The following is a 12,734-nucleotide window of genomic DNA, read 5'->3' on the forward strand; positions in this document are numbered from 1 at the left end:
TCATTTTATTTAATAGAAATCTTTATATTTTTAAACTTTTCTGATATTTTAACGTAAAGAGGTTTCTTTTTATTCGTTTTTTTCGTAATCTATACTACTTTTTTATTATTTAAAATATATTTTAAATAAACTGAAAGGAGATTTGAGTAACCTATAAATGTAACGAAAACATGTGATATAAGTTAAATAGGTATACTCATATTTTTATGAAGAAAATTACAAGAAGAGATTTTTTTAAAGCTGGAATGCGCACTTGTCTATATTCATTTATAACCACTAGCATCGGATACTATTACGCTAAATATATTGAGCCTCATTTACTCTCTTTTACAGAGCATACACTTAAATCACAACTCATACCCAAAAGTTTTCATGGTATGAAGATTCTTCAATTTAGCGATTTACATCTCGGATACTATTTCTCTCTCCAACATTTATCTCAAATCGTTTCTAAAATTAATGCTGTAAAACCTGACATTGTTCTTTTCACTGGTGATCTCATTGATAATTATCAAACATATACTGACACTCCTTTCGTTCCATCTATTTTAAAAAATATACAAGCACCCTTCGGTAAATTTTCTATTTATGGTAACCATGATCACGGCGGATATGGAACGGAATACTACGAGCACATCATGCGTGAATCTGGATTTGAACTACTACTAAATAGCGAAAAGAGAATTCGTCTACTGGATAATAGTGAAATTTCAATTTTCGGTCTTGATGATATACTACTAGGCAAACCCAAAATAGAGAAAACACTACAGCACGCGAGGCAAAACACTTATAACATTGTTCTTGTTCACGAGCCAGATATTGCACCACAAATCGCTAAATATCCAGTTAACTTACAACTTTCTGGTCATAGCCATGGCGGACAAGTACAAATTCCCTTTTTAGGTGCTATTATTACCCCATCACTTGCTAAAAACTATGTTGAAGGTTTCTATACGATTCAAGATTTAGCTCTCTATGTCAATCGAGGTCTTGGCAGAACACGCGTCCCATTCCGATTTATGGCAAAACCTGAAATTACAATTTTTACGCTCCAACATTCGTAATAATTCGCCTATTTTCTTACATATCCTTTCTTGTACGCGCTCATCCACGTTTCATTTACCATATGATAAAAATGAGTCCAATAAAGGAGGTTTGTTCATGTATCCATATTATCAACCAATCCCAGTCCGTTCAGCACCTATTGGTCCAGTAGGCGACTCACGCTTCTTTCCGTTTTTTGGTGTTCCATTTCTAGCTGGGATTGCTGGTGGACTGCTCGGTGGAGCATTAGCTTTCGGTCCTAGACCGTATTACCCACCATATCCACCACCTTTCCCACCGCCAACACCTTATCCTTGTTATGGCGGACCTTGTCAACAACCATTCTATTATTAATGTACTCCAACAATCCTACCAATGTTATTCCCTCTCTTAACTGATCCATTAACATGCTTACAATAAAAACTATTCTCTCTACGCATCCTTCTATTTAGAGAATGTATAATAAGTAGAGAACAAAGTAAAAAAACCTCTTAAAAAAAGAGGTTTTTTTACTTTGTTCTCATTATTCAGCATCCGTGTTTTGATACGCCATCTTAAACAACTTCACTTGGCTATCAATTTCTTCTGTACTACTATTAATAACATAGTAGTACTCACCAGATTTATTCTGTTCACGTGTTTTCACATTATCAGCTAATATAAGTTGTAAAATCGCCTTAATTCTCGCCTTCATTTCAATATCTAATATCGGGAAAGATATTTCTACTCTCTTCTCCATATTCCGCGTCATCCAGTCAGCTGAAGATAAGTATATTTTCTCTTCTCCATTATGATGGAAATAATAAATTCGGCTATGTTCTAAATATCTCCCGACAACACTAACTACCCGAATATTTTCACTTACATTTGGAATACCAGGCCTTAAACAACAAGTTCCTCGAACGATGAGCTCTACCTTTACTCCAGCTTGTGATGCTTCATACATTTTTTTGATTAATGGTTTATCTGTTAATGAATTCATCTTAGCGATAATATATCCATTTCCATATTGCCTATGATAACGGATTTCTTCATCTATTAAATCCATAAATTGCTCTCTTATATCAAATGGTGCAACCGATAAATGATGAAAATGTGGCTTGGTTGTATAACCACTCAAATAATTAAAGAAATTTGTTGCATCGACCCCAAAGTCTTTTCGTGATGTAATATACCCAAAATCAGTATATAACTTTGCTGTTGCGTCATTATAATTTCCAGTCCCGAGATGTACGAACCTTTCGATTTTTCCGTTTTTTCTTCTTACAACTAGCGTAATTTTACTATGTGTTTTCAAATGACTTACACCGTAAATAACGTGACAGCCTGCCTTTTCTAATTCTTTAGCCCAATGCACATTATTTTCTTCATCAAATCTTGCCTTCAATTCAACTAATACCGTAACTTGCTTCCCTTTTTCAGCTGCTACCTTTAGCGCCTGAATAATCGGTGAATCCCCACTTACTCGATATAATGTTTGTTTGATTGCAAGTACATTCGGATCGTCTGCCGCATCACGGACAAAATCAACTACTGGCTGAAATGATTCAAAAGGATGATGTAATAAAATATCATGCTCAATTGCTTTTTCGAATACATCTTCCGCATCCCCCAAGTCTTGAGGCCGTTGCGGAATAAGAGCCGGATATACTAGATGTTCATATAAAGGAGCTAGTTTTTTATATAAAGAAAATAGACATGTTAAATCTAATGGTCCATCCATTATATACACATCTTCATCTTTTACTTCCAACACCTCATATAATAATGCTAATACTCTTTCATCAATATGCTCTTTGCCAACTTCTAAACGTACAGCAGCTCCCCACTTACGCTTTTTTAATTCTTTTTCAATTACCTTTAATAAATCCCTCGCACCTTCTTCATGAATCGTTAAATCCGCATTGCGTGTAATACGGAAACGAGTAACAGACGATACTTTATATCCTGTAAATAATTTATGAGTAAAACCACTAATTACATCTTCTAATAAAATAAATTTATGCTTTTGCCCCTCACTCGGTAAAAATATGAAACGTTCAAGTAATGAAGGAACTTGTACAATTCCTAACTTCGTGCGGTTTTCTTCCTCCACTTGTTTCTCATCATATAAAAGAGTAGCTAAATTCAAACTTTTATTTAATAACATCGGAAATGGACGATATGCATCAATAGCTACAGGTGTTAAGACTGGAAAAATCTGCTCATCAAAATACTCTTCTATAAATTCCCTCTGTTCTTTCGTCAAATCGTGGAATGTTAAACGTTCAATCCCCTCTAACTCCAGCGCTGGCAACACATAATTTTTAAACGTATCATATTGTACAGTCATTAATTCATGGGCCTTTATCGCAATTTTATTTAATTGCTTTTTTGGTGTTAAGCCAGCCTTATTTTCTGGTTGGTTAAACCCAGCACTCACTTGATCTTTCAATCCTGCTACGCGTACCATAAAGAATTCATCTAAATTGGAACCGAAAATGCTAATAAACTTTAACCTTTCCAAGAGCGGATTTGTTTCATCCTGCGCTTCTTGTAGTACACGTTCATTAAATGCTAACCAACTTAATTCTCGATTATTGTAATAAGCTGTATCATTTAAATTCACTATATTCCCCATCAACATTTCCATCCTCTTCACACTTCCCCTGAAACTTTTTTACTATAATTTAGTTACTTTTATTTTAGCAAATTACAATATTCCAAGGTGTTAATTTTTTGTAAAGACATCCGTACAACTTAACGTTTTGATTCGAAGGATAAATTAATAGTCGTTTTCAACACTCTTTCCAGCTGCTTTTTTTGTTTTTCAGCTTGCACTTTTTCCGCTAATGCCGATTGCTCACATACAATTTTAAATGTTAATCCTTCTTTACTTTCTGTTATAGATATCGATTCAACAAGCGATCTTTGTCTTATATTCAGAGCTGCTGAAAACTGTAAAACAGCCCCTAATAGGCGGATTTTTTTTTGTTCATTTTTATCAAACCATCCTTCAAATGGGGACAAATGTTGTTTGAATAACATTTTTGATTTATAAGACGCAATAAGCGCTAATCTAACTCGCTCTTTATGCATCATCCCATCAATTGTTTTATTCGCTAATAAATAAAACGTATGTAAGCGGCTCGCTTCTTCGTCTATATATTTACCTATATTAAATACTTTCGCTGCTTGATGGAATACTTCCCAGTCTTTTACTGACATAGAAATCAGCCCTGTTTCTTCAAGTTGTTGACAAATGAGTCTTCCATGTTTAATAAGCTGCATTACAAATTCCATATCCATTTCATATTCATGTGATAATAAATACAAACTTTCTTCGACTACGTTCGGATAATATGAAATCCCCAAATCTTTTGTCAACTCTTCATAGAAAACACCTTCTCGTAACCCTTTTCTACTTAACACAAATGCTGGTGCCTCTATAACATTAACAAGCGTATGAAAAACTTCGACTGCTGGAATAATTGTATCTGCTCGATCTTTTGCCAATCCTTCCAATTTTTGAAGTTCTATGAACGACAATGCTTCCAATTCTTCTTTCACATTTTTAATATCTTCTTCTTTCATTTTATATAAATGTACCCCTGCTATAGGATAACAAATTAAATTTTGATGGATTTTCACTAAGTTCCTCGCACTACCACCAATTGCAATAAGAGGCAATTTCTTATCAATTAACCATGGTAATGTTCGAAATTGATATTCTAAGTACGTTTGAATCTTTTCCAACTCGTCTTCAGTAGGTATATCCTCTTTAATAAATTGTTGCTTTAAAGAAAGTGCTCCAAAGGGAAAGCTATGGTACTCTAGAATCTCTCTATTTCGAAAATATGTAACTTCTGTACTTCCTCCACCAATATCTACTGTAATTCCTTCAGAGAACGAAGTTGAATTCATAACCGCTAAATAGCCGTAACGTGCTTCTTCATATTCTGATAAGACTCTAAGAGTAAAGTCTGTTTGTCCTTCAACCAGTTTTTTAATTGCCTCTTGATTCTCAGCCTGTCTAATTGTTGCTGTTGCAACACAAAGTACATGATGCAACTGGTGGAATCGTGTACTTTCTTGAAATTGAAATAACGTTTGTAACAATACCTCTATTCCTTCTTCATTTAACACACCATCAATTAAGTAATTCCTTAGCCGAGCAACCACTTTCGTATTTTCAATCTCCTTATAAAAACCTCCGTTTTGCTTTTCATAAATAACTAAACGCATTGTATTAGATCCAATATCTATAATGGCATATTGCTGTTTTAATATTTCTTTCAAACTTCTCACTCTTTCATTATCAAATTTCTAAAACACGTTCTATTACTATTATACAAAATAGTTGTTTTTTGTAACAATATTGCTTTAATATTGAAAATATATACAATCACTTTTTGCATATAATAAAAACCTCTTTTATTTATGTTATAATAATGAAAAATTGAAAGGAGATTCAATATGAAGCCTTCACAACCACAATCTCAATTACAAAACCAACATTCTATTAATCGACTAGCTCAATCTATTTTCGTTGTGAATCGTCATGCTAAAGCTGCAACTAATCCGAAGTATTTATACTGGTTAAAAAAGACGGCTTTAGAACGCTTAATTGCTGAGAAAAAAGCTATTAAAGAAGGATTACATTTTTCTAGAAATCCACGTTTTAGCCAACAACAATCTGATGTTCTTATACGTTTAGGTGATTATTTTTTCCATATTCCTCCTACCAAAGAAGATTTTCGAATCCTACCACATCTTGGTCATCTTGAATCCTCCTATCGAAATCCGAAAACAACCTTATCTTTAACAGTAGCAAAAAAAACACTTCAAGATTATATTGGTCCTGAAGCATTGAAACAAGAAAAAAAATTAAGTGAACCTGTTCCATGGTATAGTCGTACTTATACAAAAAAATAAAACAGTTTGGCCAATTGTAGGCCAAACTGTTTTATTTTTTCTCTTCTTTAATTTTAATATTTGCTTGTTTATAAAAAGCTATTTTTTCTGTATTATAAGATTTCGTAAATTCATTAAACTTGTCTTTTTCTGATTCAATATCCTTATAAGATTGATTTACTACTTTTACCTTTTCACTAATATCTTTTAATTTTGTACCTTTATCTTGTAACATTGTATATAATTCTTTTTCTTGTTTTAACGATTTATTATAGCTATCATACATCTTGTTAAATGAATCTTGTCGTTTCTCATATGCGCTTTTCACTTTACCTGCTTGATCTTTCAATTTCTTATCTTCAATTTTCTTCACATATTTATCTACTGATTTCACTTCTTCTTGTGCCTTATTTAAAGATTCTTTTTCTTTTTTTAGCACTTTTTCTCGTTCATCTGTATTTTTCACTGCTTGGTTCAGTTTTTCCTTAACAGTTTGATTATTATCTTTTCCTTCTTGAACAATCTGGTTATATAATTCTTGTCCTTCTTTCTCTAAAGTTTCAAGTTTCTTTGCATCTTCAAACATTGTTTTTTCTTGCTTTGCAGCATTTTCAAACGCAACATATAATTCCTCTTCTGGTTTCGGCCCGAAACAACCAGCTAATAAAGTCATTGATAATGCAGTTACAATTGCTAATTTACTATACTTCAACATCTTTTTCCTCCTACTTATATACGATCATCGTGTAAAAAGCTATGAAAATTATATACCCTTCTATAAACTCCACACTCGCACCTTTTTTACGAAAATCATTGATATTATTTATTATACTTGTCAAATTGTATTACTTGAAATTACATTTTACGTCTTTGAACTCAATAGCAGTTTCGTATCCATCTTTACATATACTTTTACTTGGTACTTTTTAAAACTTGTTCATACTATGTATTACATAAAAGTACAACGGAATTCATCACAGCCATAATAATTTGAAGAACAACAGTAATAATTCACCTGATAAAAGATGTTCGTTGTTCTCTCACGTCTATCATTCTATCATTCCCTTTCCGCTTTCTATCAAATAATTTCTTTGTTCATTTTACACAGTTTAAATGCTAACTTGCAACAACTTACAATTATTCTTGTCATTCCCTAAAAAGGAAAAGTGTAGAGCATGCTTCCCTCTACACTTTTAAAATGAAACACATTGTGCAAAATGCATTGACACATCCATCATAATTATATGCTTATTCCATATATTTTTAAAGACTTTTATTACAATAAAAGTTCTTTTTGTAATAAAAGTCAAAAAAATGTTACATTAAAAACTTCTTCATATCATATTTCTTTAAATCAAAGTTTCACTCATTTTCTTACAAATCCCTATGCTGGTACAATTGATTTTGTGCCTTTCTTAACAATTCTTCAAAAGTTTTTCCTCCTATTGGATAACTAGCAGCTCCAAATAATAGCGTCATACTTAACAAACCATTTTCTATTTCACTTTCAATATTTTTCATTAATCGATTTGTTATTGTCGACTTTTCATGTCCGTTATCAATCGCCACAATAACATACTTATTTTCATCCCACCTAGTAACGACATCTCCTTTACGAATTGTCTTTACAATCGTACTCTCCAATTTTTGTACTAACACCTCCAATTTTTTTTCTTGCACTGTTTCTTTTAGTTCTTTCCATTCTTTCACAGAAAGAATGTACACTGTAATATTATGAGAATCCCGTTCTGATAAAGCAGCTACTTTCTCAAAGAAATCAACTACAAAATCATTACTTGCCATTCCCCCTACTTCCGTATCCATACGCCCACTCGCTCTTTTATCATACCAATGTCCAAAATAATAGCTGAGTATCATTTGCAATATATAAATAATAAAGACGGTATAAAATGATCGCGAATCCAGTTTTGTAATTACATCCTGAAGCGCAATCCATTCTGTAACTGCCACTGTATTCCCAAGTAATAACCCACTAATTTTCCCTTTATGTTTCATACTTCCCCTCCTTTCTATACCAATATATGTTTCTATAACAATTATGTTTTTCTACAAAATAAAAAATGTACATATTGAGTGTACATTTCCGCTTAAGCTTGTCTACCATTTCTATTCTATTTCATATATATACTATATATCGTTTTAGAAAGAGGTGACTTATATGCTACAAAAAGAGAATCTATCAGATATTATACGTTTACTAGCAGGTTTTCTATTATCATTAAAATTACTGTTTAATTCTTTCGGAGTGAACTTTATTACAAACGATCAAATTGATGCTATTGTAAATGTTGCTTCCTTTCTTTTCATTTTATATTTTGGTTATAAAAATAATTATGTAGGAAAAAAAGGAATCGAGCAAAAAAAAGTACTCAAAAAACACAATCTTCATTAAAAAAGGAACCTTTCTTACAGGTTCCTTTTTATCATTGCCGCACAACAACTTCATTTGTTTGCAGTGGACCATATGATACTCCTTTATATTGAAATGTATATGTAGCCTGAAATAATGCGTTTTTAAGTGCTTTATCTTTATTTGCTTTTATTTTACAAATTAGTTCTACCTTCTCATTCGGTAATAAATTATCAATCCGCCACCTTACAAGCTGGAACAGGAACTCACTCATCCCCTTATCAGCCTTTAATGAGTTTGGAATATAGGCAAAATAATCTCGAATCATATGACTTACTACAACTCGTGAAATCATTTCCATTCCTTTATTTTCAACTTCAATTCGAATAATAAGTATGTCATTTACATCATAGGTCAGTTCATATGCAAATTTTTCTTTATACATACTACGGATTTGCAATGTAACTGCTACATTAGGACATTCGTTTTCTTTTTTTGAGCCATCAATCCATAACACCGGTTGTAGCGGCATTGAACGCCTACCTTGATCTGAAATTCGTTTCCATATTTTCATAATAATATTCACCCCATTTCAGATGCATCATATCCATACGACCTTATTCTGCCTCTCCACACAATATTAATAAAGCTTGTTACAAACGATATATAGTTATTACTCTTTCTTTTATCCTATTCGACAATATAAAGAAAAAACCATTTTTCCTCTGTTAACAGAAGGTATTCTTACTGAAATATTTTTTTACAATTTCCTTCATTGACTTTAAACCAATACTAAGTATTGCTCACTCTTTCTCTGTCCATACAACAGAATATTTTGGCGGAAGAAAAAGTTTGCCTTTTAGTCAAATTTGACTATAATATTCTTTATGGCTTTGTCAGTGCACTTATGTAAATTAATTTTAAAAACTATATTTCAAATTTTTATGCGCTGCACTCAAAACTTCATATAGTTTACTTATTATTAAAGGAGGGTTATATTTGGAATCTCAATTATCAAAAAAAGACTCTAACAATACAAAATTTGTTGTTGCAGGTTTATTACTTGGTATTTTAATGGCGGCAATGGATAATACAATCGTTGCAACAGCAATGGCAACGATTGTTGGAGACCTAGGAGGATTTGACAAGTTTGTTTGGGTCACGTCTGCATATATGGTAGCAACAATGGCAGGGATGCCTATCTTCGGAAAACTTTCTGATATGTACGGACGGAAACGCTTTTATATTGGTGGTCTCATTCTTTTCTTATTCGGTTCTGCACTTTGCGGGACAGCATCTAGTATTGAGCAACTAAGTATTTATAGAGCAATTCAAGGGATCGGTGGCGGTGCTCTTATGCCTATCGCCTTCACGATTATGTACGATATATTCCCACCAGAAAAGCGAGGAAAAATGACAGGGCTATTTGGTGCGGTTTTCGGGACATCTAGTGTATTTGGCCCTTTATTAGGTGCTTATATTACAGACTATATAAGTTGGCATTGGGTCTTCTATATTAATATTCCATTAGGAATTATCTCCTTCTTCTTCATTACTAAATACTACAGTGAATCTCTAGAATTTAGAAAACAAAAAATTGATTGGGCTGGCGCTATTACACTTGTTATTAGTATCGTTTGCTTAATGTTCGCCTTAGAACTTGGTGGTAAAGAATACGCATGGAATTCCACTGTAATTATCGGTTTATTTACAACAGTTGTTATTATGCTTATTATTTTCTTCTTCGTAGAACGAAAAGCAACTGAGCCTATCATTTCTTTCCATCTATTTAAAAAACCTTTATTCGCAGCTAGCCAAGGCGTTGCCTTTTTCTATGGTGCCGCTTTTATTATCTGTACAGTTTATATCCCAATCTTCGTTCAAGGCGTTCTCGGTGGTTCAGCCTCCAATGCTGGATTAATTTTAACACCTATGATGGTTGGCTCTGTAATTGGAAGTCAAACAGGTGGACAGTTAGCTTCTCGAACAAGCTATCGTAACATCATGATGGTATCTGGCATTTTCTTCGTAATTGGTATTTATTTACTAAGCACTTTAACAATGGATACACCTCGTCTACTTGTAACGCTATTTATGGTTCTCACTGGACTTGGAGTTGGTTTCTCGTTCTCAGTTTTAAGTATGTCTTCTATCCACAAGTTAGAAATGCGAGACCGTGGTTCTGCTACATCAACAAACTCATTCTTCCGTTCACTCGGTATGACTCTTGGTGTAACGATTTTTGGTACAATTCAAAACCATATTTTTACTACTAAATTAAACACTGTGTTCCCTCCAGAACTAGCTAAATTAGCTCCAAAAGGCGGAGACACAAGTTTCTTATTATCACAAGGTGCTACCGAGAAGATTCCAGCTGAAATATTAACTGGTATTAAAGATGCTCTCGCTACCTCTATTGCCAGTACATTCTTCTGGGCACTGATCCCGGCTGTACTAAGTGTTATTTGTATTTTACTTATGGGAAATGAACGCCTCTTTACAGGTCCAAAAACGAAACAAAAACAAAAGCAAGTAAGTTAATATAGAGAAAAGAAACGGCATATCCCTTTATGAAAACGGATATGCCGTTTATACTATGTATAAAGTTTTTATTTATAGGAGTTGAGACAGCATGAGCATGAAACTAGTCATTCTCGGCTTGCTACTCGAAGGGGATAAACATCCATATGAAGTGCAGCACATCATGAAAGAACGACAAATGGATTGTTATATTAAATATGCAAAAGGATCACTTTACTACGCCTTCGAGCAATTAGAAAAGCAGGGTGCAATTCGTATTACCACGATTGTTCGGGATACGAATAGACCCGATAAAACAATCTTTCATATAACAGAAGAAGGTAAACGGTTATTTCACACGTTACTATTAAAACAATTCGAGGCAAAAAATCAAATATATAAACCAATTTATTCAGCACTCTCTTTCGCTCATTTTGGTGATGATCAAGAGTTAATTCCTATTTTAGAAAAAAAGAAAAATGATACCGTTCAATATTTACATAAAATGCAAACTATATATGATTGTAGTAAAGGACAAATTCCACGTGCACAACTATATATTTTACAAAGCGTTATTGAACATATTACAGTTGAATTGCAATGGTTAAACACCCTCCTTACAGATGCAGTTGCAGGGCGACTGTCGGAAATTGATATAGATACAAATTAAACTTATAAAGAAGAAACTGTAAAAAGACAATAAAGTTATTTCTTTTTACACCCTAAAACAAGCATAGCCCCGTTCTAATTTAGGACGGGGATGCTTGTTTTATTTTCGCTATAAGATACTTATTTCACTGCACTCAAAAATATAACAAAGATTTATTTATCACCGGCATCCCATAATAGAAGATTATTTCTTAAAATTCTATATAAAAAGGTTGTTGATTTTCATCCAAACTGTATTCAATTCTTTGTCTGAAATTCATAAAATTCACCATCTCTAACGCCTGCTCAATAGGATAGAACCCTACTTCCAAACTTTCTGGTGTAGTCGTTAATTTACCTCCAACTGGTCTAGCTAAAAACAACGTATTACATATTGAATGGTTCACATTTTGGAATACTCCACAAAATTTTAAAACTTCAATATCAACACCTGTCTCCTCTTTAGTCTCCCTTATTGCAGCATCCTTCAAAGACTCTCCTTCTTCAACTTGTCCACCTGGCATTTCCCATCCTCTTCTAGGTCCCTTAATTAATAAGATTTCTTTTTGTTCATTAATTACAATTGTCGCTGCTGAAACTATATGTTTTGGTGGTGAATAAATATTTTGTGTACTTTGTTCCAATTGAAATTCCCCATTTCTATAAACTTAGTATATGTATCTTTATACAGAAACCTTTTTCTTTCTTGTGATAACTTACTATTTCAAAATGAACCATTCAATCCCCTTCCTCATTCCAGAATATGGATTAATTTTCAAATAACATAACTAGCATCTTAGCTCTGTACAAGTACATACTTTTTTGTATGTTTAATCGTACTTACTTTCAATTCCTCTTACTTTTCTTCGCCTTATAAAAACCAGAATAATCCGAATAATAAAAATAAAAAACTTTAGAATTTTCTTATTTTAAAACAGTAGACAAAATTCCAAAAATTGTGTTAGAATTTGTTTCAATATCATATCGCTTGTTAACTTCCTTTCAAAAGGAAAATAGGTACACGAAAATTTTGTTTCGTGTTTAAAAGGGAAGCTTGGTGAAACTCCAACACGGTCCCGCCACTGTAAATGCTGAGATTTCTTTTCTATGCCACTGTGAAAACGGGAAGGTAAAAGAGATTATATGAAGCATAAGTCAGGAGACCTGCCTGTTTTAACAACACTGATAGATTCACGGATGATGATGAGGTGTTAAAACAAAAAGGAAGGCTTATTTTCTATGCCTTTATGCTTTTTGT

Annotated in this window: 12 protein-coding genes and 1 riboswitch; of the genes, 6 read left to right on the plus strand and 6 right to left on the minus strand. The window is 33.0% G+C overall.

Annotation, left to right across the window (positions count from 1 at the left end; translation table 11 throughout):
* Window positions 1-206: 206 nt before the first annotated feature.
* Complete coding sequence (locus AC1DMU_RS01445; protein ID WP_048546146.1) at window positions 207-1,064, plus strand: metallophosphoesterase; 858 nt, start codon at window positions 207-209, stop codon at window positions 1,062-1,064.
* Between the two features lie 97 nt (window positions 1,065-1,161).
* Window positions 1,162-1,398, plus strand: a complete 237-nt coding sequence (locus AC1DMU_RS01450) for a hypothetical protein (protein ID WP_000283744.1) — start codon at window positions 1,162-1,164, stop codon at window positions 1,396-1,398.
* A 169-nt stretch (window positions 1,399-1,567) separates the two neighbouring features.
* Here the strand turns inward: AC1DMU_RS01450 and AC1DMU_RS01455 are convergent, their stop codons facing one another.
* Window positions 1,568-3,676 carry a polyphosphate kinase gene (locus AC1DMU_RS01455; protein ID WP_088064322.1) on the minus strand — a complete coding sequence of 703 codons (2,109 nt, stop codon included), beginning with the start codon at window positions 3,674-3,676 and terminating at the stop codon, window positions 1,568-1,570.
* Between the two features lie 107 nt (window positions 3,677-3,783).
* On the minus strand, window positions 3,784-5,322 hold the full coding sequence (gene ppx, locus AC1DMU_RS01460; RefSeq protein ID WP_046956440.1) for an exopolyphosphatase: 1,539 nt from the start codon (window positions 5,320-5,322) through the stop codon (window positions 3,784-3,786).
* A 177-nt stretch (window positions 5,323-5,499) separates the two neighbouring features.
* On the opposite strand from ppx, the gene AC1DMU_RS01465 reads away from it, so the two are divergent.
* The gene (locus AC1DMU_RS01465; RefSeq protein ID WP_000804864.1) at window positions 5,500-5,958 is read left to right on the plus strand and encodes a YkyB family protein; all 459 of its coding nucleotides are present in this window, start codon (window positions 5,500-5,502) and stop codon (window positions 5,956-5,958) included.
* Between the two features lie 31 nt (window positions 5,959-5,989).
* Here the strand turns inward: AC1DMU_RS01465 and AC1DMU_RS01470 are convergent, their stop codons facing one another.
* Together AC1DMU_RS01470 and AC1DMU_RS01475 are read right to left on the minus strand one after the other, a co-directional pair.
* On the minus strand, window positions 5,990-6,652 hold the full coding sequence (locus tag AC1DMU_RS01470) for a YkyA family protein (protein ID WP_088064323.1): 663 nt from the start codon (window positions 6,650-6,652) through the stop codon (window positions 5,990-5,992).
* Window positions 6,653-7,311: 659 nt separating this feature from the next.
* Entirely contained in the window at window positions 7,312-7,953 is a 642-nt protein-coding gene (locus AC1DMU_RS01475; RefSeq protein ID WP_087985096.1) for a diguanylate cyclase domain-containing protein, read from the minus strand.
* 163 nt (window positions 7,954-8,116) lie between these two features.
* On the opposite strand from AC1DMU_RS01475, the gene AC1DMU_RS01480 reads away from it, so the two are divergent.
* Complete coding sequence (locus AC1DMU_RS01480; RefSeq protein ID WP_000939452.1) at window positions 8,117-8,350, plus strand: SPP1 phage holin family protein; 234 nt, start codon at window positions 8,117-8,119, stop codon at window positions 8,348-8,350.
* Window positions 8,351-8,381: 31 nt separating this feature from the next.
* On the opposite strand, the gene AC1DMU_RS01485 is transcribed toward AC1DMU_RS01480, so the two are convergent.
* The gene (locus AC1DMU_RS01485) at window positions 8,382-8,882 is read right to left on the minus strand and encodes a hypothetical protein (protein ID WP_088064324.1); all 501 of its coding nucleotides are present in this window, start codon (window positions 8,880-8,882) and stop codon (window positions 8,382-8,384) included.
* Between the two features lie 425 nt (window positions 8,883-9,307).
* On the opposite strand from AC1DMU_RS01485, the gene AC1DMU_RS01490 reads away from it, so the two are divergent.
* Both AC1DMU_RS01490 and AC1DMU_RS01495 read left to right on the plus strand, forming a co-directional pair.
* Complete coding sequence (locus tag AC1DMU_RS01490) at window positions 9,308-10,849, plus strand: MDR family MFS transporter (RefSeq protein ID WP_088064325.1); 1,542 nt, start codon at window positions 9,308-9,310, stop codon at window positions 10,847-10,849.
* 91 nt (window positions 10,850-10,940) lie between these two features.
* Window positions 10,941-11,498 (plus strand): PadR family transcriptional regulator, encoded by a 558-nt coding sequence (locus AC1DMU_RS01495; protein ID WP_060488391.1) that lies wholly within the window; start codon window positions 10,941-10,943, stop codon window positions 11,496-11,498.
* Window positions 11,499-11,688: 190 nt separating this feature from the next.
* Here AC1DMU_RS01495 and AC1DMU_RS01500 read toward each other — a convergent pair whose 3' ends face one another.
* Window positions 11,689-12,120 carry an NUDIX hydrolase gene (locus AC1DMU_RS01500; protein WP_046957439.1) on the minus strand — a complete coding sequence of 144 codons (432 nt, stop codon included), beginning with the start codon at window positions 12,118-12,120 and terminating at the stop codon, window positions 11,689-11,691.
* Window positions 12,121-12,474: 354 nt separating this feature from the next.
* Window positions 12,475-12,662: riboswitch (cobalamin riboswitch) on the plus strand.
* Window positions 12,663-12,734 lie beyond the last annotated feature (72 nt).

It is taken from the genome of Bacillus sp. 01N45 (genome assembly GCF_056399205.1).

Coding starts and splice junctions, on each gene's coding strand:
- AC1DMU_RS01445 (WP_048546146.1), top strand. CDS start 207: ATGAAGAAAATTACAAGAAGAGATTTTTTTAAAGCTGGAATGCGCACT.
- AC1DMU_RS01450 (WP_000283744.1), top strand. CDS start 1,162: ATGTATCCATATTATCAACCAATCCCAGTCCGTTCAGCACCTATTGGT.
- AC1DMU_RS01455 (WP_088064322.1), bottom strand. CDS start 3,676: ATGGAAATGTTGATGGGGAATATAGTGAATTTAAATGATACAGCTTAT.
- AC1DMU_RS01465 (WP_000804864.1), top strand. CDS start 5,500: ATGAAGCCTTCACAACCACAATCTCAATTACAAAACCAACATTCTATT.
- AC1DMU_RS01470 (WP_088064323.1), bottom strand. CDS start 6,652: ATGTTGAAGTATAGTAAATTAGCAATTGTAACTGCATTATCAATGACT.
- AC1DMU_RS01475 (WP_087985096.1), bottom strand. CDS start 7,953: ATGAAACATAAAGGGAAAATTAGTGGGTTATTACTTGGGAATACAGTG.
- AC1DMU_RS01480 (WP_000939452.1), top strand. CDS start 8,117: ATGCTACAAAAAGAGAATCTATCAGATATTATACGTTTACTAGCAGGT.
- AC1DMU_RS01485 (WP_088064324.1), bottom strand. CDS start 8,882: ATGAAAATATGGAAACGAATTTCAGATCAAGGTAGGCGTTCAATGCCG.
- AC1DMU_RS01495 (WP_060488391.1), top strand. CDS start 10,941: ATGAGCATGAAACTAGTCATTCTCGGCTTGCTACTCGAAGGGGATAAA.